Origin of the sequence: Streptomyces sp. NPDC051684 (genome assembly GCF_044453445.1) — a bacterium.
Lineage (GTDB): Bacteria > Actinomycetota > Actinomycetes > Streptomycetales > Streptomycetaceae > Streptomyces.
The window spans coordinates 60,850-83,070 of the sequence record NZ_JBITCS010000037.1; the positions used below are offsets into that span (position 1 = coordinate 60,850).

Sequence of the window (22,221 nt, forward strand, 5' to 3'; positions counted from 1 at the left end):
GGGTCACGGGGATCATGCATCCATTCACCGGGTACCGCGCGCGGTGTACTTCTCCAGGCGCGGCACGTCCTTCTCGGTGACGATCGCCGGGCCGGTGAAGACCGGCTTGCCGCCGCCGAGCACGTTCGCGTTGGTCTTGTAGAGCCACAGTTCGTCCACCGCCAGATAGCCCTGCAGATACGGCTGCTGGTCGACGGCGAAGGTGACCTCCTTCGCCTTCAGCCGGCGCACGACCTCGGCGTTCAGGTCGAACGTGGAGATCTCCGCCTTGCTGCCCGCGTCGTCCTTGGCCTTCACGGCGAGCGCCGCGATGGGGGCGCCGAGCGCGACGACCGCGTCGATGTCCTTGTCCGCCTGGAGCTTCGCCTCGATGGACGACTGGGCGGACGGCGCGTTGGTGCCCTCGACGTTGAGGTTCTCGACGCTGCCCTTGAACGTCTTGCGGACGCCGTCGCAGCGCTGCTCCAGGGAGACGTTGCCCTGCTCGTGGATGACGCACAGGGTCTTCTTCTTGCCCTGCTTCGTCAGCTCGCTGCCGACCGCCTCGCCGGCCACGCCCTCCTCCTGGCCGATGTGGCTGAGCGCGCCGAACTTCGCCGAGAACTCCGAGCCGGAGTTGATCGAGACGACCGGGATGCCCGCGGTCCTCGCCTTCGCGAGCACGCGCTCCATGGCCTGCGGTTTGGCGAGCGTGACGACGATCCCGTCGACCTTCTTGTCGATCGCGGCCTGCACCAGCTCGGCCTGCCCCTTGGCCTCCTTGTCGTTGGAGTACAGGAACTGGACGTTGTCCTTGTCCGCGGCCTGCTGGGCACCCTTGCGCACGATGTCCCAGAAGGTGTCGCCCTCGCCCGAGTGCGAGACCATCGCAATCTTCATGCGGGGCGTGTTGACGGCCTTGCCGCCGCCCTTGCCGCCGTCGGCCTCGTCCTCCGAGTCCTTGCCGCCCGAGCCACTGCAACCGGCGGCGAGCGCGATCACGGCAATGAGAGCTACAGAGCCTGCGGCCGTACGGCCTGTGCGGATCGTGGGCATGGTGGAGCCACCTCTCCTCCGGCCGCCCGGTGCGGCTGGAGGTGTTTGTAGCGGGGTCCCATCGCAGCGTCAATGCATTTGTCAGAACATTCGGACGCCCAAGTCTCAGGAGCGTACGAGGAGTTGGAACTCGAAGGAGTAGCGCGAGGCGCGGTACGTGTGCGAGCCGAACTCGACCGGGCGGCCCGTGTCGTCGTACGTGGTGCGCTCCATGGTGAGCAGCGGAGCGCCTTCCCGCTCGCCGAGCCGCTCGGCCTCCACGGCGGTGGCGGCGCGGGCGCCGACGGACTGGCGGGCGCTGTGCAGGGTGATGCCCGCGGCCCGCATCAGGCGGTACAGGCCGGTCGCCACGAGCCGCTCGTCGTCGAGGGCGAGCAGTCCGGTGGGCAGGTGGTTGCAGAGGTAAGCGACCGGTTCGCCGTGGGCGAGGCGCAGCCGCTCGACGCGCTGCACCTCCGCGCCCTCCGCGACGCCGAGCGCGGCGGCGATCTCGGCGGGGGCGGGCACGAGCGTGTTGGCGAGGACCCGGGTCTCGGGGCGCTGACCGGCCGCTTCCAGGTCGTCGTACAGGCTGGACAGTTCGAGGGGGCGCTTGACCTGGCTGTGCACGACCTGGGTGCCGACGCCGCGGCGGCGCACGAGCAGCCCCTTGTCGACGAGGGACTGGATGGCCTGGCGGACCGTGGGCCGGGACAGGCCGAGGCGGCCCGCCAGCTCGATCTCGTTGCCGAGCAGGCTGCCGGGGGTCAGGGCGCCACGCTCGATCGCCGCCTCCAGCTGCTGGGACAACTGGAAGTACAGCGGTACGGGGCTGCTGCGATCGACGCTGAGGCCGAGGTCGACGGTCGGGTCAGCTAGGGGTTTGGCCACGGGGCGAGGGTAGCGGGGGTGCGATGTTGACGGGAAGTCCGGAGGTCAGGTTGTCCGGACATGAAGAAGCCCCTGCGGCGCTTGAGCAGGGGGCCGGGACGGAGCCCCGCAACGTGACACGCACGGGCTTTGTCAGGACAAACGATTGACACCCACCCCGTGCCCCGGCACCGTGGGACACCATGCGCATCGGACTCATCGGAACGGGCCGCATCGGCACCTTCCACGCGGGCGTACTGGAGCGGTACCGGGAGGTCGGCTCGCTGGTCGTCACCGACGCGGAGCCCGCGCGGGCGACCGCGCTCGCGGACCGGATCGGGGCGACGGCGGCGCCCGGCGTCGACGAGATCTTCGCGTGGGGCGTGGACGCGCTCGTGATCACCGCGGCGACCTCGGCGCACGCCGAGCTGATCGGGCGGGCGGCGCGGGCCGGGCTCCCGGTCTTCTGCGAGAAGCCGATCGCGCTCGACCTGCCGGGCACGCTGGCCGCGCTCGCCGAGGTCGAGGCGGCGGGCACGGTGCTCCAGCTCGGCTTCCAGCGGCGCTTCGACGCCGGGTACACCGCCGCGCGGGCCGCCGTGCGCGAAGGGAAGCTCGGCCGGGTGCACACCGTGCGGGCCATGACCTCCGACCCGGCGCCGCCCCCGGCCGCGTACCTCCCGCTCTCGGGCGGGCTCTACCGGGACTGCCTGATCCACGACTTCGACATGCTGCGGTGGGTGACAGGACGCGAGGTCGTCGAGGTGTACGCGACCGGGTCCGACGCCGGGCCCGCGATGTTCCGGGAGGCGGGCGACGTGGACACGGCGGCGGCGCTTCTCACCCTCGACGACGGCACCCTGGCCACCGCGACGTCCACGCGCTGCAACGGCGCCGGCTACGACGTGCGCATGGAGCTCTCCGGCGAGCGGGACACGGTCGTCGTGGGCCTCGACGACCGGACGCCCATCGCCTCCACGGAACCCGAGGGCCCGCCCGCCGCCACGAAGCCCTGGCCCGGCTTCCTGGAGCGCTTCGCCCCCGCGTACGAGGCCGAGCTGAAGGCCTTCGTCGACGTCGTCCGGGGCGAGCGCGCCAACCCGTGCGACGGCCGGGAAGCCCTGCGGGCGCTGCGGATCGCGGAGGCGTGCGAGGTGTCGCGGGCGGAGCGGCGGATGGTGCGCCTTGAGGAGATCGCCGGGGGCTGACCCAAAAAAACCGGGCCCGACGGCAGGCCCTAGGACGTCATCGCGAGGAGCCGGTCCAGGACCGCCGGGTCCGCCTTGACGCCGTCGTGCAGGTGCTGGTCGGAGACCCAGGGGCGCAGGCCCCGCACCAGGGACGCCGTCGCGAGCGACTGCTCACGGTCGACGAACATGTCGTCGTGGTAGACGGCCGCGGCCACCGGGACCTCGTTCGCGGCGAGCCGGTCGAGGTCGTAGAGCGGCGGCCAGTCCGTGCGGCGGGCGAGCGCGTCGGCGGTGGCCTTGAGCGGGACGAGCGCCGGGTCCTCGTCGAACATCCACGGGTACATCATCTCGCCGGTGAAGCGCAGTGGCCCCGGGCCCTGTGCGTCGAACTCCGGGAACTCGGCCCGGATCCGGTGGGCCGACCAGTCGGTGGCGCGGCCGCCCTGGGCGTAGATCGGTTCGTGCAGGACCCCGTAGAGCGGCCGGGGCGCGAGGGAGACGACCGCGTCGACGCCGCGCAGGAACGGGTCCGACAGGGCGGGGCCGTTGGCGCCCGCCACGAACGCGCACTCCAGGAGGTAGTGCAGCGAGTCGAAGGCGGAGGACGTGCCGAAGGTGATGCCCAGGGTCTGGAAGCGGCGCACCGAGAGCCGCTCCCCCGACGGCATCCGCACGTCGTGCTTCGTCAGGTGGTCCGCCACCCGTTCGGCCAGCGCCTGGTCCTGCGGATAGCGCGCGAAATAGTGGGAGTTGCCTTCGAGCGTCCTGCGGTAGGCGGCCCGGTAGACGTCGTCCGCGTGGCCGGTGAGCGTGGGGAGGCCGCCGGTGATCAGGGCCCGGTCGATGCCTTCGGGGGCGAGGCTCAGATACGTCAGCGTGCTGAAGCCGCCGAAACTCTGCCCGAGGACCGTCCAGGGGCGGTCGCCCTGGAGATGGCGCCGCAGGAGTTCCGCGTCGCGCACGATGGCGTCCGCGCGGAAGCGCGTGAGGTACGTCGCCGGGTCCGGGTGGGCGGCGAGCGTCGTGCGGTCGACGGGAGTGGAGCGGCCGGTGCCGCGCTGGTCGAGGAGGACCACGCGGTACTCCTTGAGCGCGCGGCGCAGCCAGGCGCCGGACGCGTTGGGGCGTTCGGCGCGGCCGCCGGGCCCGCCCTGGAGCCAGAGCAGCCGGGGCAGTTCACGCCACTCCATGCCCTCGGCGACGACCTCGCGGGCGAAGACGCTGATCCGCGGGCCGTCCGGGTGGGCGTGGTCGAGGGGTACGTCGAGGGTGTGGTCGGTGCAGACGAGGCCGTTGTGGCGGTAGGTGGTCATGGTGGTGCGACTCCTGAGGGTGGGTCGGGGGTGAGGCGGGCGCAGTTCCCCGCGCCCCTGTTTTTCAGGGGCGCGGGGAACTGCGCAAACCGCCACCACGGTGCGGCGCGTCAGTAACCCGCCACGCCCAACTCGCGGCAGATCTCCACCAGTTCAGGGTGCACATAGACCCCGTCGCGCTCAACACACTCGCCGTCCAGGTATATCGACGGGCCGAGAATCGAACCGTCGGTGTGGGCGGCCGACACCCACGGCTCGCCCCCGATCCACGCGCCCTTCGTGCCGATGCCGAGCTCGACGCAACCGAAGACGCGCTCGTCCTCGACGATGCGGCCGGTCGGCGCGGGCACGCCCGGGTTGAAGCCGAGCGACCAGTGGGCGACGCGGAACATGTTCGGGTCGTCCCAGGACTCCATCCAGCGGCGGAAGATCTCCGCGTCCTGGCCCTCGCCGTCGATCTTCGTGACGACGCCCTTCTCGACGGTGCAGCGCACCGGGTTGCGCAGCAGGCCCAACTGGTCCGGCGGCCACAGGGCGCCGTCGAAGACGAGGACGCCGTCCTGGGTCTCCTCCAGGGGGTTCCAGGAGATCTGGCCGGAGAGCATGACGGTCTCGCCGGGGTTCTCGGCGGGCTTGCCGCGCAGGTTGATCGGGCGGTCGCCGTTGCGGCCCGTGATGTCGGTGCCGTTGGCGGAGGTGATGCGCACCTCGTCGGCCTGCTCCAGGAGGCGGACGAGCGCCTTGCCGAGCTTGATGACGCCCTGGAAGTCGGGGCGACCGACCGTCGCGACGAGCATGTGCACGTCCATGGCGGTGAGGTTGGTGTACCGGCAGCCGTTGGCCATGGCGCGGCGGAAGGCGTCGGAGTGCATCACGTACGAGACGGCGAACTCGATCCACACGTCGGCGTCCGCGATGGCGCCGGCGACGGGGCGCGGCGGCTCCATCGAGGAGCTGGGCATCGTCTCGGACCAGACGACGACGGGGTGCGCGCCCGCGGCGGCGACGGCCTGCGCGGTGGCGTCGACGACGCGGCGGTCGCTGCTGGTGTCGCCGGTGAGGACGACGTGCTCGCCGGGCTTGACGAGCATGACCTGCTCGACCAGCTTGCGGGCGGCGAGGGCGAGTTCGTAGCTCAGGTACTCGGCGCGCGGTTCGAGGCGGCTGAACATCTCCATGGTGAATCCTTCTCCTTGCGGTGGTGCGTGTGAGACAGGTGGCTTGGGGGGCGCGGGTGGTCAGCCGGCCTTGATGATCTGGGCGGAGTCGCCCAGGGAGCTGCCCGCGATGAGTCCGGCGCCGACCAGGTTCAGCTCCTCGTCGGCGCGCGGTCCGCGCCACTTGCGGTAGCCGACGCGGACCGCGAGGGCGGCGAGGACCATCCAGCAGGCGTGCGGGGTGAGGATCAGCAGGCCGGTCGCGAGCATCACGCCCATCTGCCGCTTGGTGCCGCCGATCAGCTGGATGAGGGCGCCCGGGATCGCCCAGATCAGCAGCGTGCGCAGCACACCGGGCTCACCCAGGCCGTTCTTGACGGTGTCGGCGTAGACCTTGGCGACGGGCGGAATCAGGCCCTGCTTGAAGTACGACTGCCAGAGCACGGCCACGACGACGAGGGCGGCGGCGAAGCCGATGAGCGCGGCGCGGAACTGCTCGCGGCGGCCCTCGCGTTCGAACGGGTCCCACGGCTGGTGGTCGCGGCGCAGCAGCCAGCCGGCCTTGAGGTCGTAGCCCATGTCGGCGAAGGCGGGTCCGGTGGCGGAGACGTAGCCGACGAGGAGGGCGAGCGGGACGGACGGGATGCCGATGAGCAGCCCGAAGACGAGGAAGATCAGGGTGACGGCGAAGGACGGGAACCAGCCGGACTGCATGGCGGCGAGGCCGACGATCAGCTCGTGCACGAGGGCGGCGAACGCGGCGAACAGCACCCAGCCGACGATGCCGAGCGGGCTCATGTCCCCGATCAGCCCGCCGAGCACGGCGAGCAGCACGGCGCCCGCCACGAACAGGGCGTAGCCGCGCACGAGGGAGCGGCGCAGCGCCTTCTCGTCGACGGTGTACGCGGTGGTGGGGTCGGCGGGCCGGTCCTCCTCGGCGGCCTCGGGCTTGGCGGCCGAACGGCGCCGCATCAGCATCACGACGGCCTGGCCGAGGGCGACGATGCCCGCGCCGACCATCACGCCGTGCGGCACATAGCCCACGCCGAGATCGGTGTGGAACAGGTCGGGGCTGAACTCCCGCAGGCCGAGCCCGACGCCGAACATCAGCAGCGCCCATACGTTGCCGAGGAAGGCGACGCCGGCGGCGGACAGCGGGAGGCTGAGCAGGGTGCCGCCGATGCCGACGAGGGTGCCCGCGCCGAGGACGAGGGCGCGCTTGCCGCCCTTGTCACCGGCCTTGATGGTCTCGGCGGCGGCCTGTCCGGGCGGCCAGGCCGCGTCGGCGGGCAGCAGCCGCGACCCGAAGGACCGGTAGAGCACCCAGGTGTCGATGAGCAGCCCCACGAAGGAGCCGATGAGCATCGGCCAGACCAGGTCCTTGCGCCCGAAGACGTACGGCACCGCGATGGAGGTCAGCAGGGCGTTGGCGGAGGCGAAGGTGGCGGCGGAGATCGCGCTCTGGGCGAGGTTCTGCCGGTGCACGGAGCGCATCGAGCGCAGTCCCGCGAGGGGGATGCGGCCGATCAGCATGGCGATGAGGGCGCCGACCACGGAGGTGTTCGCGGAGATGCCCAGCTTGGCGACGAGGTCCGCGCCGATGACGGCTCCGACGACGGAGAGCACGGCGAGGACGACGAACACGATGGGCTCGCGGACGCGCGGATGTCCGGCGCCGGGGGCGGCCTTGTCCGGCCCGGACGGCGGAGGCGGTGCGGTGGCGGAGGGCGAGGTGTGGTGCGACACGGGGGCACCCCTTGGTGGGCGGGCCCGGCCCGGGGGCGGGGCAGGGCTGTTGTGGGCAGGCGGGAGCCACGTACGGCGGCGGTGGGGGGCGCGTCGTACGGACGAGGGCGGGCGGGGTCTGTTCGGAGGCTCTCAGGAGCCGAAGGCGGCGGTGGCCTCCCCGGCACCCGACAGAACGAGTTCGATGATGCGGTCGGCGGCGCGCGACACCCGGGTCGCCGGGCCGATGACCGTGAGGGAGGCGGCGACGGCGCCGGCCTGGAACACCGGTGCGGAGACCGCGGCGACGGCCTCGTCGTACTCGCCGTGGCTGACGCTGTATCCCTGGTCGCGCACCTCGGCGTACCGGTCCTGGAGGGCGTCGAGGCCGGTGACCGTGTGGTCGTTGAACCGCTGGAGCGGGGTGGCTCCGAACAGCTGGCGGATCTCGGCCTCGGGGTAGTGGGCGAAGATCGCGTGGCCGGAGGCGCCCGCGTGTCCCGGCATGACGGCGCCGATGATCGCGGTGTAGCGGATCGGGCCGGTGCCGTCGACGGCCGCGGCGCAGCGGTAGCCCGCGCCCTGCGGCACGTTCAGGACGACGCTCTCGCCGGTCTCGCGCAGCAGTCCCGCGAGGATCGGGCGGACCAGCGAGGGCAGGACGCCACTGTGTTCGCCGACCCGGGCGAGCCGGGAGACGGCCGGGCCGAGCCGGTAGCGGCGGGTGGCGCTGTCGCAGATCAGGAAGGAGCGGGAGGCGAGCGTGGTGAGGATGCGCTGGGCGACGGCCTTGTCCCAGCCGTGCCGCCGCGCCATCTCGCTCACGCCCCACTCCGGACGCCGCTCGGTGAAGCAGAGCAGTGCCAGCAGGGCCCGGTCGGCGCCCTGAAGGACACCGGGGGCGGGCGGGGCGAGGTCATCCGCATCGTCGACCCGCTCGGCCTCGTACGCCTCGGCCATCGCCTCACTCCTCTCCGTGCCCCGTGCTCGGTGCGCTGAGCGCAACGCCGTCGCGCTCAGCGGCGAGAACTATGGGATCGGTGAGGCGGAGGTGTCAAGGGTTTTCCGCATCTGTTCCTCTGTTGCGGTCGGCCGGTCCTACGTCTCCGGGCTCTGCCCCGACCCCCGCTGGCTCTCGTCCGACGGCGGGGCTTGATCTACCCAACTCACACGCAGGCTCCGCGTACCGCGAATGAGCATGCCCGGCAGCCACGCCCCCGGATCCTCGGCGAGGACCAGCCCCGGGCACCGCTCCAGCAGGGAGCGGACGGCGATCCGCCCCTCCAGCCGAGCCAGCGGAGCGCCCAGGCAGAAGTGGATCCCATGCCCGAACGCAACATGCCCCCGCGCGTCCCGCCGGATGTCGAACCGGTCCGGCTCCGGGAATCGCCGCGGATCACGGCCGGCCGTGGCGATTCCGATGAGGACCGCCGCCCCCGCCGGAATCACCGTGCCGTCGATCTCCACCGGCTCCGCCGCGAAGCGATGCGTGGCCGTCTCCACCGGACCGTCGTAGCGCAGCATCTCCTCCACGGCACCGTCCAGGAGCGACATGTCGGCACGCAGCGCCGCGAGTTGATCCGGGTGCTGGAGCAGCGCGCGCACGCCGTTGCCGATCAGGTTGACCGTGGTCTCGTGGCCGGCGATCAGCAGGAGGAAGGCCATGCCGCGCAGTTCGCTGGGAGAGAGGCGGTCGCCGTCCTCCGCCGTGGTCCGGATCAGCGCGCTCAACAGGTCGTCCGCGGGGGCCGCGCCGCGCTTGGCCTCGATCAACCCGTCCAGGAAACCGACGAGTTCGACATGGGACGCGTACGCCTCCTCCTCGCTGGTCGGCGCCACGACCTGCGTCGACATCCGTCGGAACCGCTCACGGTCGATGTCGGGCACGCCGAGCAGCTCGCAGATCACCGCGAAGGGCAGCGGAAAGGCGAGGGAGCCGATCAGGTCGGCCTCGCCGCGCGGGACCATGTCGTCGAGCAACTCGTCCGTGAGCTTCTGGATGCGCGGGGCGAGCGCCGCGACCCGGCGCGGGGTGAACTCCCGCGTGACCAGGGAGCGCAGCCGACCGTGCTCCGGCGGGTCCGCGAACAGCAGGTGCAGGCCCATCATGTCGCCCTCCAGGCCCCACGGTGGGGTCTTGACCAGGCGGGGGTCGGTGAACGCGGCGCGGGCGGCCTCGTGGCCGACGATCAGGTAGAGGTCCTCGGTCGGGCCGGGGCCCGGGGTGCGGACGTGGTGGACGGGTCCGCGCCGGCGAAGCCGCTCGTAGACCGGGTAGGGGTCGGCGTGGAATCGGGGTGCGCCCCCGGCCAGCTCTCCCAGGTCGACGATCTCGGCGCTGTCCGTCATGTCGTGCCCTCCCGTCGCCCGGTTCCGGCTTTCATCGGGTTCAACTCCCGGCGCTCCACGTGCGTTCCCGTCCCGGGGGTGACCGGATGGGTTGCCCACGTCGCGGGGCTCCACCCCGGACCCCGCGCCTCAATCGCCGGCGGGGCTTGGCGGATCGGGCCGTGCGCGCCTCGGGCGGCGAGGCCGGAAAGATCGGGGCTCCGCTCCTCCATCGCCGGAGGGGCTTGAAATGCTCAGGAGGACCGGCCGCCCGTTTCCAGGAATCTGGCCAGCGGCAGCGTCGCCGCGCCCACCGTGACCGCGTCCGGGCCCAGGCGGCCCAGTTCCACCGTGGTCTGGGCGAAGGGGTGGCGCAGGGCGTAGGCGGCGGCCGCGTCGCGGATGGGGGTCAGCAGTCGGGGGCCGAGCAGCAGGCCCGCCCAGCCGCCCACGACGATCCGCTCCGGGTTGAACAGGTTGACCAGGTCGGCGATGCCCGCGCCGAGGAACTCCGCCGTCTCCTCCAACAGGCCCGCCGCGGACGGGGATTCGAGGAGTTCGGCGAGGGCGCCCTCCTCGTCGGGGGCGCTCCAGGTGCCGCCCGCCTCCCGCCACCGCTCCAGGAGCGCCTCCGCCCCGACGTACGCCTCCAGGCAGCCGCGCGCGCCGCACCGGCAGGTCCGCCCGCCGACCTGGAGCACCGTGTGCCCCCACTCCCCCGCGCTGCTCGACGCCCCCTGGTAGGGCAGGCCGTCGGCGATGACGCAGGCGCCGACGCCGGAGCCGATGAGCGCGATCACGGCGTTGCGGGCGCCGCGGCCCGCGCCGAACCACATCTCGGCGCGGCCGAGGGTCTTGGCGCCGTTGTCGAGGAAGACCGGGAGATCCGGGGCGAGTTCGGGCGGGAGGCCGTCGGCGGCCCGGAGCATGGCCTCCAGGGGCTCCGCGTCCCAGCCGATCGTCTGGCCGTGCACCACCGCGCCGCGCGCACCGGAGGCGTCGACGATGCCGGGCACCCCGATGCCGACCCCGATGACGGAGCCGGGGTCCACCTCCGCGTCGGCCAGCACCCGCGTCAGGCCCGCGGCCACGAGACGTACGACGTCCTTGGCGTCGCAGCAGCCGTCGCGCGCCGCGCCCGGCAACGGCTCGTCCACGCGCGAGAGTTCGCCGAGGGCGAGGTCGAACAGCTCCACGCGCACGCGGGTCTCGCCGACGTCCACGCCCACGAGGTGGCCGCTGCGCGGGGCGACGCGCAGCAGGGTGCGGGGGCGGCCGCCGTCGGACTCGACCGAACCGGCCTCCTCCAGAAGGCCGTCGGCGACGAGATCCGCCACCACATTGCTGATGGAGCCCGAGCTGAGCGCCGTGAGCGGCCCCAACTCCTGTCTGCTGAGCGGCCCGTCGAAGTACAGCTTGCTCAGGACGACGGCCCTGTTCCCGCGCCGCAGATCACGCACCGTCCGCCGGCGTGGTGCCGCCATCTCCACCCCTTCGACCGCTCACCTTGTTGAACGGTGTGAATCTACCTCGGGGCACCGACACTCCTCGGGCCGCCGCCGGGTCAGTCCTCGTCCAGCAGCCCCGCGTCGTGGGCGAGCAGCGCGATCTGTACGCGGTTGTTGAGGTCGAGCCGGGCCATGATGCGCGAGACATGGGTCTTGACCGTGGGGACGCTCATGTAGAGCGTCGCGGCGATCTCCGCGTTCGAGTTGCCGCGGCCCACCTCCACGGCCACCTCCCGTTCCCGCTCGGCCAGTTCGGCCATCCGCTCACGCGCGCGTGCCCGCCGGTCCAGGGCGGGGTCGTCGCCCGAGACCTTGGTGATGAGCTGCCGGGTGACGGTCGGCGAGAGGACCGGGGAGCCGGCCGCCACCCGGCGCACCGACTCGACGATCTCGCCCGGCGCGGTGTCCTTGAGGACGAATCCCGCGGCTCCCGCGCGCAGCGCCCGCAGCACCTGTTCGTCCGCGTGGAACGTGGTCAGGACGATCACCTCGGGCGCGCCCTCACGCGCGCGCAGTGCCTCGGTCGCGGACAGACCGTCCAGGGTGGGCATGCGCAGGTCCATGAGGACGACATCCGGGTGCAGCCGGGCCACCCGCTCCGCCACCTCGCTGCCGTCGGCGGCCTCGCCGACGATCTCGATGTCCTCGGCGGCGCCGAACATGAAGGTGAGCCCGGCGCGCACGAGGGGGTCGTCGTCGACGATGAGCAGGCGGATCGCGGTCATGGGGCCACCGTAGCGAGGGACGATCATCGCCGTGTCCACTCCGGTCCCTTCCCCGCGGGCCTCACTGCGGCCACGGGAGCCATGCGCGGACCGCGAAGCCGCCGTCCGGTTCCCGCCCATGGGCGAGCCGGCCGCCCGCGAGGGACGCCCGTTCGGTGAGGCCGATCAGGCCCTGCCCCGAGCCGGGGACGCACGGAACGTCGCCGGGCGGCGGCGGGTTGCGCACGGTGACCGTGAGGCCGTCCCCCGCGCCGCCCTCGACCGTGACCGCGACCTCGGCGCCAGGGGCGTGCTTACGGGCGTTGGTCAGGCCTTCCTGGGCGATGCGGTAGGCGGTGCGCCCGGTGGAGGCGGGCACGGCCCCCGCCTCGGGGACCCGGTTGTCGAGGTCGACCTTCATGCCCGCGTCGCGGGACTCGGCGACCAGGGTGTCGAGCGCGGCGAGGGTGGGCTGCGGCCGGCCCGACTCCTCGCCGTGGTCGGCGGCGCGCAGCACGCCGATGATCTCGCGCAGGTCCTGCAACGCCTCGTGCGCGCTCTCCCGGATCACGCCCGCGGCCCGTGCGATCTCCTCGCGGGGCGCGTCCGGGCGGAACTCCAGGGCGCCCGCGTGCACGCTCAGCAGGGTGAGGCGGTGGGCGAGCACGTCGTGCATCTCGCGCGCGATGTCCTCGCGGGCGAGCCGCTGCGCCTGCTCGGCGCGGAGCACGGCCTCGGTCTCGGCGCGGCGCGCCCGGTCCCGCAGCGACATCAGGAGCTGGCGCCGGGAGCGCACGAACATGCCCCAGCCGACGACCGTGATCGTGATGATGACCGTGAACGAGACCGACAGCAGGTACGAGGACTCGGGGTCGGGCCGCAGCCAGAAGAACAGCGGGAGCAGCGCGACCGAGATGCCCGCCACCCAGCCGACGTAGCGGAACGGGCGGTGCACGGCGAGCGTGAAGATCGCGATCATCGACGCGCCGCCGGCCGTGTTGGACAGGAAGCCGATCGGGATCATGGCGACGGCCAGGCCCAGCGGCCAGCGCCTGCGCAGCCAGACCCCGGCGCAGGCGGCGGCGCCCAGCACCTGGTCGAGCACGGCGAAGGCGGGCGCGAGGTGCGGGTCGTCCCAGACCTGCTCGGCGAAGATCAGGCCGAAGAAGACCGCGATCCCGAAGCAGCTGAAGTCGACGATCCAGTCACGGGCGGTGCGCCGCCTGCGGCCGGGGCGTCCCTCGGGGTCCAGGTCGGGCTCGTCGCCGACGGCCGAGGGCAGCAGCCGTCGACGCCATCGCTCGGCGGGCGTGTCCGCCACCTGCGGGGTTCCGGTCTGCCGTACTGCTTCCATGGTCGACAAATCTACGCACCACGGGCGCCCGGCACCGCCCCGAGCGCCGCTTCCGAGACCAAAGTCGTACCCCCGTCGACTTTGGTCGCGGCCGGCCCCCGCGCTCCGCTACCGGAGTCGTACGGGGCTCGCCCCGCGGCCGATGTGGGTGGGGGGTCCGCGGGGCGAGAGTCCTGTGCATGAACAAGAACCAGTGGTTGCGGGTCATCGAGGTCGTCGGCGCAATCGCGCTGCTTCAGGGGGCGATCGGCATCCTGAACGAGTTCACCGGCTTGCCCGGCGGTTGGGGGCTGATCGGGCACATCGGCTTCCTCGACGGCCACGAGGTGTACGGCAGCATCGCGCTGATCGTGCTGGCGGTCGCCGTGTTCGCGGCCGTCGAGGCCCAGCGCAAGAGCTGACTCCTGCCGGGCCGGGGAGGACTCGGCAGGAGTGGTCGCGGGTGCTCAGCAGGCGTGGTCGATCAGGTCGAAGGACGCGTAGTGGTCCGCCGTGTAGTAGTCCTCCTGGTCGGAGTCACCGGTGACGATGCGGCGGGCACCGCGGTCGTCCGAGCCCGGCGTGATCACCGTGTACTCGTGGTAGTAGCCGGACGACTGGCTGGGGAGGATGCCCTCCCGGTTGGAGAAGACCGTGCCGTCCTGCTCGTACGGGTACGGTCCGCCCTGCTCGATGAGGTCCAGGGTGTCGTGCGCCTCGGCGGGCAGCGCGGAGTAGCAGATGTCGCCGACGTCGGCGGCCGAGACGGCGTGGGAGGCGACGACCGGGGCCGGTGCGGCGGGCGTGGCGGTCGCGGTGGAGGCGCCGAGCCCGCCGACCAGGAGGACGGCGGAGGCTGCGACGACGGCACGTATGAAGCGTGGGGGATTCTTCATGCCCTCAGTGTGACGCGCGTAGAGGTGGGCATGTCAACACCAACTCTCGCTTGTTTTCCTTCAGTTCACTCGCGCCCCAGGTCAACAGGGCGCGCGGACATCGACGTCCATTTGCCGCCAGCCCGCACCTCCGTAGGTCGCTGTACTTGAAGCCACAACATCCGCTCCCTACAGGAGGCGACATGAACGGCAAGGTGGCCCTGGTGACCGGCGGCTCCCGCGGAATCGGCGCGGCGACGGCGCTGCGGCTCGCCCGCGACGGGTTCGACGTGGCGCTCACCTACGTACAGGGCAAGGAGGCCGCCGAGGACGTGGTGCGGCGGATCCAGGCACTGGGGCGGCGCGGGCTCGCGATGCGGGCCGATTCGGCGGACGCGGGCGAGGCGGTGGAGGCGGTCGAGCGGACGGTGGTGGGGCTCGACCGGATCGACGTGCTGGTCAACAACGTGGGCGTCGGCGCGCTCGGGCCGCTGGACGGCTTCGCGCTCGCGGACGTCGACCGCGCGCTCGACGTGAACGTGCGCGGCGTCTTCCTCACCTCGCAGGCCGCGGCGGCCAGACTCCCCGAGGGCGGCCGGATCGTCACCGTCGGCTCGTGCATGGCCCAGCACGTGCCGGGCCCCGGCGGCACGCTCTACGCCACGAGCAAAGCGGCCCTGATCGGCCTGACGAAGGCGCTCGCCCGCGAGTTGGGCGCGCGCGGCATCACGGCGAACATCGTGCACCCCGGTCCGACGGACACCGACATGAACCCGGCCGACGGGCCGTACGCGGCGGGTCAGGCCGCCGCGACGGCGCTCGGCCGCTACGGCACCGCGGACGAGGTGGCGTCGGCGGTCGCGTATCTGGCGGGCGACGGGGCCTCGTACGTGACGGGCGCCGAGTTCGCGGTGGACGGCGGGCACGCGGCCTGAGACGGAGAAATGCGGGGCACACCGGTGCTGTCAGGCCGGTGTGCCCCGCAAGTCGTGCAGAGTACGGGCTGCTCGCCCAACTCCGCGTGGCAGGCCACCAGTTGAGACTCCCCTGGTCCGGCGGGTGGCCGCCGTGACGCTACTTGGAGCGTTCGAGCAGCTGCCCCTGCGGCTCGGTGAACTCGCCGTCGGTGACGATGCGTTCACCGCGCAGCCAGGTCGACTTCACGACGCCGTGCAGCGTCTTGCCCGCGTACGCCGTGACGCGGTTGCGGTGCTGGAGGGCGGCCGGGTCGACGCTGAACGTGTCCTCGGGGGCGAGGACGGCGAAGTCGGCGTCGTGGCCGGCCGCGATGGCGCCCTTGCGGTCGTCGAGGCCGACCAGCTTCGAGGTGCGCTCGGACATCCAGCGGACCACGTCCTCAAGGGAGTAGCCGCGCTTGCGGGCCTCGGTCCAGATGGCGGAGAGGCTCAACTGGAGGCCGGAGATGCCGCCCCAGGCGGTCGCGAAGTCGTCCGTCTTCAGATCGGCCGTGGACGGCGAGTGGTCGGTGACGACGCAGTCGATGGTGCCGTCGGCGAGCGCCTGCCACAGCAGGTCCTGGTTGGCGGCCTCGCGGATCGGCGGGCAGCACTTGAACTCGCTGGCCCCGTCCGGCACTTCCTCGGCGGTGAGCGTGAGGTAGTGCGGGCAGGTCTCGACGGTCAGCTCGACACCCTCGGCCTTCGCTGCGGCGATCAGCGGCAGCGCGTCGGAGGACGACAGGTGCAGGATGTGGATGCGGGCGCCGATCCGCTTGGCGGTGTCGATGAGGCCCTTGATGGCGACGTCCTCGGACGCCCGCGGGCGGGTCGCCAGGTAGTCGTCGTACTTGGGGCCGCTGTTGTGGGGCGCCACGTCCAGCTCGTGCGGGTCCTCGGCGTGCACGATGAGCAGTCCGCCGAAGCCGGCGATCTCCGCCATGGACGCGGTGAGCTGGTCGGCGTTCAGGTGCGGGAACTCGTCGACGCCGGAGGGCGACAGGAAGCACTTGAAGCCGAAGACCCCGGCGTCGTGCAGCGGGCGCAGGTCCTTGACGTTGTCGGGCAGCGCGCCGCCCCAGAAGCCGACGTCGATGTGCGCCTTGGAGGCGGCGACATCCTTCTTCGTACGAAGGTTGTCGACGGTCGTGGTCGGCGGCAGGGAGTTGAGTGGCATGTCGACGAGGGTCGTGATGCCGCCGGCCGCCGCGGCGCGGGTGGCGGTCCAGAAGCCCTCCCACTCGGTGCGCCCCGGGTCGTTGACGTGGACGTGCGTGTCGACGATGCCGGGCAGCAGCGCGTCGTCGCCGAAGTCCTCGAGGCGGGCCCCGGCCGGCACCTCCGCGTCGTGCGCGAGCACCGCGACGATCTTCCCCTGGGCGACGGCGACCGAGGCGGGGCGCGTACCTTCGGGAGTGATGACGCGCGTCGAGCGCAGCACGAGTTCGATCTGGACGTCGGGGTCCGACACGTGGGCCTCCTCAAGCTTCAACGTTCTGTTGAAGGACTTTCACTCAGACTTCGGGAACCGTCAAGACCCGCACGGCGGCGCCGCAGACCCTGGACGTTTCCACAAAGTGGAATTAAGATTCCGACAAGCAGAACGTAGCTACCGACGAACTTCCCGGTCAAGGGATCACTGGCCGGGAACCCGCCGGTAGGCTGCTCATCTGCCTGCCACCCGAAAGGAACGCGCTGTGCCGACGTCCGACGCCAGCACCACTGATGCCGCCAAGTCCGCACCCACCGGCGGCGTCCAGTCCCTCGAGCGCGCCTTCGATCTGCTCGAGCGGATGGCCGACGCGGGCGGTGAGGTCGGCCTGAGCGAGCTCTCCGCCAGCAGCGGGCTCCCCCTGCCGACGATCCACCGCCTGATGCGCACGCTGGTCGCCTGCGGCTACGTACGCCAGCAGCCCAACCGGCGCTACGCGCTCGGCCCGCGGCTCATCCGGCTCGGCGAGTCCGCCTCCCGGCTGCTCGGCACGTGGGCGCGCCCGTACCTCGCGCGCCTCGTCGAGGAGACCGGCGAGACCGCGAACATGGCGCTGCTCGACGGCGACGAGGTCGTGTACGTCGCCCAGGTGCCGTCCAAGCACTCCATGCGGATGTTCACGGAGGTCGGCCGCAGGGTGCTGCCGCACTCGACCGGGGTGGGCAAGGCGTTGCTCGCGTATACGCCGGCGGAGGAGGTGCGGGCGTTGCTCGGGCGGACCGGGATGCCTGCCGCCACGGAGAAGACGCTCACCACGCCCGAGGGTTTCCTCGACGCGCTGGAGGACGTGCGGCAGTCCGGGTACGCCGTCGACGACAACGAGCAGGAGATCGGGGTGCGGTGCCTCGCGGTGTCCGTCCCGGACTCGCCCACCGCGGCGGCGGTCTCGATCTCCGGGCCCGCCGGACGGGTCACGGAGGCCGCGACCGAGAAGATCGTGCCGATCCTTCAGCAGGTGGCCCGGGAGTTGTCGGTGGCGCTGGCCAGCTCGGGCCACAGCGCGTAACCCTTTCATTTCAGATTGCATCCACCCCTCGGGCCCCCTGCGGCACTCGGCTAAGGTCACAGCGCTACGTGCAACGGGGGGCGAGTGGCGAGAGCCAGGCATGCGGCATGCGAACCCCGTGCTCACTTTCACCACCGAGGGGTTTTTGCCATGAGTTCCAGACGTTCCGCGACCGACGTCCGTTCCCGGTCCACGCGGCTGCGTGCCGCCACCACCGTTCCCGTGCTCTGCGCCGTCCTCGCGGGCGGCGGGCTGCTCACCGCGTGCGGTGGCGACTCGGACTCGGGTTCGTCCGACGCGGCGGCCGAGCCGTCGACTTCCGCCCCGGCCGAGACCACCTCCCCGTCCGCGGAGCCGTCGGCGTCGGCCGAGGCCGTGGACGACGACGCGGCGGCCGCCGGCAAGCCCACGGCCGTGAACAAGTCGATCAACGACGACGTCATGAAGCAGAAGGCCACCGTCCTCAAGTACGTCGACGGGTTCCAGCCGTCGGCCGCCGCCAAGGCCAAGTTCTCGGCGCTCGAGGACGAGAAGGTCGTCCTGGTGCAGGTGAAGGTGACCGCGAGCTCGAAGTACTACACGAGCTTCGGACCGACCTCCTTCCGGCTGACCAAGACGGCCAACGGCATCGACCAGGCGAGCACCACGATCCTGGACGACGAGGTCGCGGCCGCCGGCTACCCGGCCCTCGAGGACGCCAAGACCGGCAAGAGCAGCACCGGTTGGATCGTCTTCACCCCGTCCAAGGACCTCGACAAGCTGGTCCTGCGCTACAAGCGGCTCGCCGCCAAGGGCTCCGACGGCGCCACCATCGAGGCGAAGAACTTCGACGTCCCGCTCGACTGAGCCGACCCGCGGGTCACGCCGCGACCCGGCCGTCGCGCAGTTCCACGACGGCGTCGGCCGGGCCCAGGTGGCCGCGGTCGTGCGTGACCAGCACCGTCGCCGTCCCCCGCTCCCGCGTCAGCCCGCGCAGCAGGTCCAGTACCGCCGCGCCCCGTTCGTGGTCCAACGCGCTCGTGGGCTCGTCCACCAGGAGGACGCGCGGCTCGTTGATCAGGGCCCGCGCGATGTTCACGCGCTGGCGCTGACCGCCCGAGAGCTGGTGCGGGCGGCGGTGCGACTGGGCGGAGAGGCCGACCGCGTCGAGCAACTCGCCCGCCGTGTCCCGTACTTCGCGGGGCTTGCGGCCCTCCAGGTGGGCCATCACCTGGAGTTGTTCCAGGGCGGTGAGGGACGGCAGCAGGTTCGGCTGCTGGAAGACGATGCCGATCGCGCGGCGGCGCAGTTCCGCCGATTCCGTACGGGTCAGGGCCGTGGCCTCCGTGCCGTCCACGACCACGCGTCCGCTGTCGGGGGTGACGAGTGTCGCCGCCACCGCCAGGAGGCTGGACTTGCCTGAGCCGGACGGGCCCACCACCGCGGTGAGGCCACCGGCCGGGATCTGGAGGCCGATCCGGTCGAGGGCCGTGAGGCGGCCGTCCCCGTCGGCGTAGGTCAGGGTGATGTCGTCGAGCAGCAGGGTCATCGGGCGCTCCCGAGTGCGGTGAGGGGGTCGACGGCGGTGATCCGCCGGATGGAGAGGGCGGCGCCCGCGAGGCCGAGGACCGTCATGACGGCGGCCGGACCGAGCGCGGTCAGCGGGTCGAGGACGAACGGCACCGTGTCGGGGACGAACGCGCCGATGAGGGTGGCGAGGCCGGTGCCGATCGCCGTGCCCGCGACCAGCATGAGGACCGCCTGGCCGAGCGCGTCCCGCAGGAGGTAGCGGGTCGAGGAGCCGAGCGCCTTCAGGACCGCGATGTCCGCGCTGCGCTGGATCGTCCAGACCGTGAAGAACGCGCCGACGACGAGCGCGGAGATGACGAAGAGGAAGCCGCGCATCAGTTGCAGCGAGCCGTTCTCCGCCTGGTAGGACCCTATGGCGGACAGGGCGCCGTCGATGGTCTTCGTGTCCGTGCCCGCCACCTTGTCGGCGGCCGGCAGATCGGCGCCCGGCGCGGTGCGCAGCGCGACGACCGTGGCGCGTTCGCCGCTCCCGCCGGTGGGCGCGATCCGCTGCCAGTCGGCGAGGTCGGTCCAGACGACGGGTGTGTGGCTGTACGAGGCGTCTCCGGAGACACCGGTGACGGTGAGGCGTGCGCCGCCGAGGGTCAGCTTGTCGCCCGTGGAGGCGCCCAGTTCCTTCGCCGCCTTGGTGGAGAGGACCGCCGTGCCGGGCTCCGTCGCGTCGGGTGCGAGGCCCGAGCCGGGGCGCACCCCGAACGCGGAGACCGCGGCGGTCTGCCGGCCCGCCTCGGCGTTCACCGTGCCGATGCCGATCGGCTCCGCGCTCTCGACCCCGTCCCGCGCCGCGAGGTCGCGCCACTGCTCGGGGCGGACCGTGGACGCCGTGAACGACACCGACTGGCCGTCGGCGGGCCGGGCGAAGGCGAGGTGGTCGGCGGGCAGCCCGGTGAGCGCCGACGTATTGTCCCGAGCGAGCCCCGCCGTCAGTCCCGACAGCAGTCCCACGAGCAGCGTGATCAGTACGATCACGGTTCCCATCAGGGCGAACCTGCCCCTGGCGAACCGTAGATCTCTCCATGCGACGAACATGCGGTCAAGACTGCTGCTCCGGGGCCCGCGCGGGCATCGCGCCACAGCACGCTTCACCCGAATCGAAGGGGGGACGTGGCTTTCAAACTTTCGGTTGACCGGTTCCGTGCGCGGGCTTCGTACGCTGGTGAGGGTATGGATCCACGTTCGCTCACCCCCGCTCTGCGCGCGCTGCGCCTGTGTCTGCATCTGCTGACGGCCGGCCTGCTCGCGCTCGTCGTCGTACGGGCCCTCACCGGGCGGTCCGACGAGCCGGTCGCCGTGGTGGTGGCGGTCGCCGGGGCGATGGGGGGCGTCTACGGGGTGGGCGCGGCGCTGCCCGTCGTACGGTCCACGCGCGTGGGCGCCGCGTGGTGGCTCGCCGTGCTCGGGGTGGTGTGGGCGCTGCTGCTCGTGCTCTCGCCGGACGCGCTCTGGCTGGCGTTCCCGCTGTACTTCCTGCTGCTGCATCTGCTGCCCGCGCGCTGGGGCGTCCCCGCGGTGGGCGTCGCGGCGGGCGCGGCCATCGCCTCGTACGTGGGGCACGACGGGGCGGTGAATCCGGGGGCGTTCATAGGGCCGCTGCTCGGCGCGGCCGTCGCCGTGGCGACCGTGCTCGGGTACCAGGCGCTGTACCGGGAGAGCGAGCGCAAGCAGCAGCTGATCGACGAGCTGGTCGCCACCCGCGCGGAGCTCGCCGAGGCGGAGCGCACCGCCGGGACCCTCGCCGAGCGGGAGCGGCTGGCCCGCGAGATCCACGACACGCTGGCGCAGGGCCTGTCCTCGATCCAGCTGCTGCTGGTCGCCGCCGGGCGCGAACTGCCCGTCGGCTCCCCCGTCGCCGGGCACGTCGAACAGGCCAGGGCGACCGCGCAGGACAACCTCGCGGAGGCCCGCCGCTTCGTGCGCGCGCTCGCCCCGCCGGACCTGGACGTCGGCTCGCTGGCCGGGGCTCTCGACCGGCTGTGTGCCACGGCGCCGGGCCCCACCGCCCGCTTCTCGGTCAGCGGCACCCCGCTCGAACTCCCCACGCCGTACGAGGTGGCGCTGTTGCGCCTCGCCCAGTCGGCGCTCGCCAACACGGTGCTGCACGCGGACGCCCGCCGCGCGGAGATCACCCTCAGCTTCATGGAGACCTCGGTGGCCCTGGACGTGGTGGACGACGGCGCGGGCTTCGACCCCCAGCGGGCGCCGGGCGGCGGCGACGGCGGGTTCGGGCTCGTCGCGATGCGCTCCCGGGTGAGCGAGCTCGGCGGCACGTTCACCGTCGAGTCGGAGCCGGGCCGCGGCACGGCCGTCGCGGTGACACTGCCGCTGCCCGCCGGGGGTGCGGCGTGATCCGGCGCGGCGAGCCGCGGGCCGTGTTCGGCGTCGGCACGCCCGTCCCCGTGTACTCGACACCGGGCGTCGGCACACCCGTCGCCGTGCCGACGCCGCTGACCGCCGGAAGTGCCCAGTGATCCGGCTGCTGCTCGCCGACGACCACCCCGTGGTACGCGCCGGGCTGCGGGCGGTGCTCGACGCGGAGCCGGACTTCGCGATCGTCGCCGAGGCCGCGACGGCCGAGCGGGCGGTGGAGCTCGCGGGGGACGTGGACGTCGTCCTCATGGACCTGCAGTTCGGTGCCGGGACGATGCACGGCGCCGAGGCCACCGCGCGGATCGCGGCCCTGGCGGACGGGCCGCGGGTCCTCGTCCTCACCACGTACGACACCGAGGCGGACATCCTCGCCGCCGTGGAGGCGGGGGCCTCCGGCTATCTGCTGAAGGACGCGCCGCCCGAGGAACTCGCCGCGGCCGTCCGCACCGCGGCGTCCGGGCGGTCCGCGCTCGCGCCCGCCGTCGCCGACCGGCTCATGGACCGGATGCGGGCGCCCGCCGAGGCGCTGAGCCGGCGCGAGCTGGAGGTCCTGCGGCACGTCAGGGACGGCCTGTCCAACGCGGAGATCGCCCGCGAGCTGTTCCTGAGCCAGGCCACGGTCAAGTCCCACCTCGTGCACATCTACGCGAAGCTGGGCGTCGACTCCCGGACGTCGGCGGTGGCCCGGGCGACACGGGACGGGCTGCTGCGGCGCCGTTAGCGGCTAGGGCTTGTCGTTTGGATCAGGCCGGATCAGGGAGCGGGGCCTGGTGCGTGCGATCGCAAGGCGGAGGAGGGAGGCGACGCGGAGCGT

Annotated in this window: 22 protein-coding genes; 8 read left to right on the forward strand and 14 right to left on the reverse strand. The window is 72.5% G+C overall.

The genetic code is table 11. From position 1 onward, the window contains the following. Positions 1 to 24 precede the first annotated feature (24 nt). Positions 25 to 1,035, reverse strand: coding sequence for a sugar ABC transporter substrate-binding protein (locus tag ACIA8D_RS33735; protein ID WP_399238022.1), 1,011 nt, complete (start codon positions 1,033 to 1,035; stop codon positions 25 to 27). A 105-nt stretch (positions 1,036 to 1,140) separates the two neighbouring features. After that, positions 1,141 to 1,905 carry a GntR family transcriptional regulator gene (locus ACIA8D_RS33740; RefSeq protein WP_399238023.1) on the reverse strand — a complete coding sequence of 255 codons (765 nt, stop codon included), beginning with the start codon at positions 1,903 to 1,905 and terminating at the stop codon, positions 1,141 to 1,143. Positions 1,906 to 2,087: 182 nt separating this feature from the next. On the opposite strand from ACIA8D_RS33740, the gene ACIA8D_RS33745 reads away from it, so the two are divergent. Beyond that, entirely contained in the window at positions 2,088 to 3,092 is a 1,005-nt protein-coding gene (locus tag ACIA8D_RS33745) for a Gfo/Idh/MocA family oxidoreductase (RefSeq protein WP_399238025.1), read from the forward strand. A gap of 29 nt (positions 3,093 to 3,121) precedes the next feature. Here the strand turns inward: ACIA8D_RS33745 and ACIA8D_RS33750 are convergent, their stop codons facing one another. The 8 genes from ACIA8D_RS33750 to ACIA8D_RS33785 form a co-directional block, all read right to left on the reverse strand. Continuing rightward, positions 3,122 to 4,387 carry an alpha/beta fold hydrolase gene (locus ACIA8D_RS33750; protein ID WP_399238026.1) on the reverse strand — a complete coding sequence of 422 codons (1,266 nt, stop codon included), beginning with the start codon at positions 4,385 to 4,387 and terminating at the stop codon, positions 3,122 to 3,124. A gap of 110 nt (positions 4,388 to 4,497) precedes the next feature. Then, positions 4,498 to 5,565 (reverse strand): hypothetical protein, encoded by a 1,068-nt coding sequence (locus ACIA8D_RS33755; RefSeq protein WP_399238027.1) that lies wholly within the window; start codon positions 5,563 to 5,565, stop codon positions 4,498 to 4,500. Positions 5,566 to 5,625: 60 nt separating this feature from the next. After that, positions 5,626 to 7,290 (reverse strand): OPT/YSL family transporter, encoded by a 1,665-nt coding sequence (locus ACIA8D_RS33760; protein WP_399238028.1) that lies wholly within the window; start codon positions 7,288 to 7,290, stop codon positions 5,626 to 5,628. Between the two features lie 132 nt (positions 7,291 to 7,422). Next, positions 7,423 to 8,229, reverse strand: coding sequence for an IclR family transcriptional regulator (locus ACIA8D_RS33765; protein ID WP_399238029.1), 807 nt, complete (start codon positions 8,227 to 8,229; stop codon positions 7,423 to 7,425). 138 nt (positions 8,230 to 8,367) lie between these two features. Continuing rightward, the gene (locus ACIA8D_RS33770; RefSeq protein ID WP_399238030.1) at positions 8,368 to 9,618 is read right to left on the reverse strand and encodes a cytochrome P450; all 1,251 of its coding nucleotides are present in this window, start codon (positions 9,616 to 9,618) and stop codon (positions 8,368 to 8,370) included. Between the two features lie 233 nt (positions 9,619 to 9,851). Beyond that, on the reverse strand, positions 9,852 to 11,081 hold the full coding sequence (locus ACIA8D_RS33775) for an ROK family protein (protein WP_399238031.1): 1,230 nt from the start codon (positions 11,079 to 11,081) through the stop codon (positions 9,852 to 9,854). An 80-nt stretch (positions 11,082 to 11,161) separates the two neighbouring features. Continuing rightward, the gene (locus tag ACIA8D_RS33780) at positions 11,162 to 11,830 is read right to left on the reverse strand and encodes a response regulator (protein WP_399238033.1); all 669 of its coding nucleotides are present in this window, start codon (positions 11,828 to 11,830) and stop codon (positions 11,162 to 11,164) included. 61 nt (positions 11,831 to 11,891) lie between these two features. Beyond that, positions 11,892 to 13,163 (reverse strand): histidine kinase, encoded by a 1,272-nt coding sequence (locus tag ACIA8D_RS33785; protein ID WP_399238034.1) that lies wholly within the window; start codon positions 13,161 to 13,163, stop codon positions 11,892 to 11,894. A 179-nt stretch (positions 13,164 to 13,342) separates the two neighbouring features. Here ACIA8D_RS33785 and ACIA8D_RS33790 point away from each other — a divergent pair, with 179 nt between their 5' ends. Next, on the forward strand, positions 13,343 to 13,564 hold the full coding sequence (locus tag ACIA8D_RS33790; RefSeq protein WP_399238036.1) for a hypothetical protein: 222 nt from the start codon (positions 13,343 to 13,345) through the stop codon (positions 13,562 to 13,564). A 45-nt stretch (positions 13,565 to 13,609) separates the two neighbouring features. Here ACIA8D_RS33790 and ACIA8D_RS33795 read toward each other — a convergent pair whose 3' ends face one another. Beyond that, positions 13,610 to 14,038 (reverse strand): ribonuclease domain-containing protein, encoded by a 429-nt coding sequence (locus tag ACIA8D_RS33795; RefSeq protein ID WP_399238037.1) that lies wholly within the window; start codon positions 14,036 to 14,038, stop codon positions 13,610 to 13,612. A gap of 182 nt (positions 14,039 to 14,220) precedes the next feature. Here ACIA8D_RS33795 and ACIA8D_RS33800 point away from each other — a divergent pair, with 182 nt between their 5' ends. Further along, complete coding sequence (locus ACIA8D_RS33800) at positions 14,221 to 14,952, forward strand: SDR family oxidoreductase (protein ID WP_399238038.1); 732 nt, start codon at positions 14,221 to 14,223, stop codon at positions 14,950 to 14,952. A gap of 139 nt (positions 14,953 to 15,091) precedes the next feature. Here ACIA8D_RS33800 and allB read toward each other — a convergent pair whose 3' ends face one another. Next, positions 15,092 to 16,444, reverse strand: a complete 1,353-nt coding sequence (gene allB, locus ACIA8D_RS33805) for an allantoinase AllB (RefSeq protein WP_399238039.1) — start codon at positions 16,442 to 16,444, stop codon at positions 15,092 to 15,094. 226 nt (positions 16,445 to 16,670) lie between these two features. Here allB and ACIA8D_RS33810 point away from each other — a divergent pair, with 226 nt between their 5' ends. Continuing rightward, complete coding sequence (locus ACIA8D_RS33810; protein WP_399238040.1) at positions 16,671 to 17,471, forward strand: IclR family transcriptional regulator; 801 nt, start codon at positions 16,671 to 16,673, stop codon at positions 17,469 to 17,471. Between the two features lie 150 nt (positions 17,472 to 17,621). Further along, positions 17,622 to 18,317 (forward strand): hypothetical protein, encoded by a 696-nt coding sequence (locus ACIA8D_RS33815; protein WP_399238041.1) that lies wholly within the window; start codon positions 17,622 to 17,624, stop codon positions 18,315 to 18,317. Positions 18,318 to 18,330: 13 nt separating this feature from the next. Here the strand turns inward: ACIA8D_RS33815 and ACIA8D_RS33820 are convergent, their stop codons facing one another. Both ACIA8D_RS33820 and ACIA8D_RS33825 read right to left on the reverse strand, forming a co-directional pair. Next, positions 18,331 to 18,999, reverse strand: coding sequence for an ABC transporter ATP-binding protein (locus tag ACIA8D_RS33820; RefSeq protein WP_399238042.1), 669 nt, complete (start codon positions 18,997 to 18,999; stop codon positions 18,331 to 18,333). Further along, complete coding sequence (locus ACIA8D_RS33825) at positions 18,996 to 20,069, reverse strand: ABC transporter permease (RefSeq protein ID WP_399238043.1); 1,074 nt, start codon at positions 20,067 to 20,069, stop codon at positions 18,996 to 18,998. Before ACIA8D_RS33825 ends, ACIA8D_RS33820 begins: the two co-directional genes overlap by 4 nt. Before the next feature lie 135 nt (positions 20,070 to 20,204). On the opposite strand from ACIA8D_RS33825, the gene ACIA8D_RS33830 reads away from it, so the two are divergent. From ACIA8D_RS33830 to ACIA8D_RS33840, 3 genes are read left to right on the forward strand one after another with little or no spacing between them, the layout of a single operon-like run. Further along, positions 20,205 to 21,386, forward strand: a complete 1,182-nt coding sequence (locus ACIA8D_RS33830; RefSeq protein ID WP_399238044.1) for a sensor histidine kinase — start codon at positions 20,205 to 20,207, stop codon at positions 21,384 to 21,386. Next, a complete protein-coding gene (locus ACIA8D_RS33835) occupies positions 21,383 to 21,508 on the forward strand; it encodes a hypothetical protein (RefSeq protein WP_399238045.1) in 126 nt (41 codons plus the stop codon). Before ACIA8D_RS33830 ends, ACIA8D_RS33835 begins: the two co-directional genes overlap by 4 nt. Continuing rightward, the gene (locus ACIA8D_RS33840; RefSeq protein WP_399238046.1) at positions 21,505 to 22,128 is read left to right on the forward strand and encodes a response regulator; all 624 of its coding nucleotides are present in this window, start codon (positions 21,505 to 21,507) and stop codon (positions 22,126 to 22,128) included. Before ACIA8D_RS33835 ends, ACIA8D_RS33840 begins: the two co-directional genes overlap by 4 nt. The last annotated feature ends 93 nt before the right edge of the window (positions 22,129 to 22,221 follow it).

Bases quoted from the DNA above. Each gene is read 5' to 3' on its own strand.
- ACIA8D_RS33735 (WP_399238022.1), bottom strand. From the start codon at position 1,035: ATGCCCACGATCCGCACAGGCCGTACGGCCGCAGGCTCTGTAGCTCTC.
- ACIA8D_RS33745 (WP_399238025.1), top strand. From the start codon at position 2,088: ATGCGCATCGGACTCATCGGAACGGGCCGCATCGGCACCTTCCACGCG.
- ACIA8D_RS33750 (WP_399238026.1), bottom strand. From the start codon at position 4,387: ATGACCACCTACCGCCACAACGGCCTCGTCTGCACCGACCACACCCTC.
- ACIA8D_RS33755 (WP_399238027.1), bottom strand. From the start codon at position 5,565: ATGGAGATGTTCAGCCGCCTCGAACCGCGCGCCGAGTACCTGAGCTAC.
- ACIA8D_RS33765 (WP_399238029.1), bottom strand. From the start codon at position 8,229: ATGGCCGAGGCGTACGAGGCCGAGCGGGTCGACGATGCGGATGACCTC.
- ACIA8D_RS33770 (WP_399238030.1), bottom strand. From the start codon at position 9,618: ATGACGGACAGCGCCGAGATCGTCGACCTGGGAGAGCTGGCCGGGGGC.
- ACIA8D_RS33775 (WP_399238031.1), bottom strand. From the start codon at position 11,081: ATGGCGGCACCACGCCGGCGGACGGTGCGTGATCTGCGGCGCGGGAAC.
- ACIA8D_RS33780 (WP_399238033.1), bottom strand. From the start codon at position 11,830: ATGACCGCGATCCGCCTGCTCATCGTCGACGACGACCCCCTCGTGCGC.
- ACIA8D_RS33785 (WP_399238034.1), bottom strand. From the start codon at position 13,163: ATGGAAGCAGTACGGCAGACCGGAACCCCGCAGGTGGCGGACACGCCC.
- ACIA8D_RS33790 (WP_399238036.1), top strand. From the start codon at position 13,343: ATGAACAAGAACCAGTGGTTGCGGGTCATCGAGGTCGTCGGCGCAATC.
- ACIA8D_RS33795 (WP_399238037.1), bottom strand. From the start codon at position 14,038: ATGAAGAATCCCCCACGCTTCATACGTGCCGTCGTCGCAGCCTCCGCC.
- ACIA8D_RS33800 (WP_399238038.1), top strand. From the start codon at position 14,221: ATGAACGGCAAGGTGGCCCTGGTGACCGGCGGCTCCCGCGGAATCGGC.
- ACIA8D_RS33815 (WP_399238041.1), top strand. From the start codon at position 17,622: ATGAGTTCCAGACGTTCCGCGACCGACGTCCGTTCCCGGTCCACGCGG.
- ACIA8D_RS33820 (WP_399238042.1), bottom strand. From the start codon at position 18,999: ATGACCCTGCTGCTCGACGACATCACCCTGACCTACGCCGACGGGGAC.
- ACIA8D_RS33825 (WP_399238043.1), bottom strand. From the start codon at position 20,069: ATGTTCGTCGCATGGAGAGATCTACGGTTCGCCAGGGGCAGGTTCGCC.
- ACIA8D_RS33830 (WP_399238044.1), top strand. From the start codon at position 20,205: ATGGATCCACGTTCGCTCACCCCCGCTCTGCGCGCGCTGCGCCTGTGT.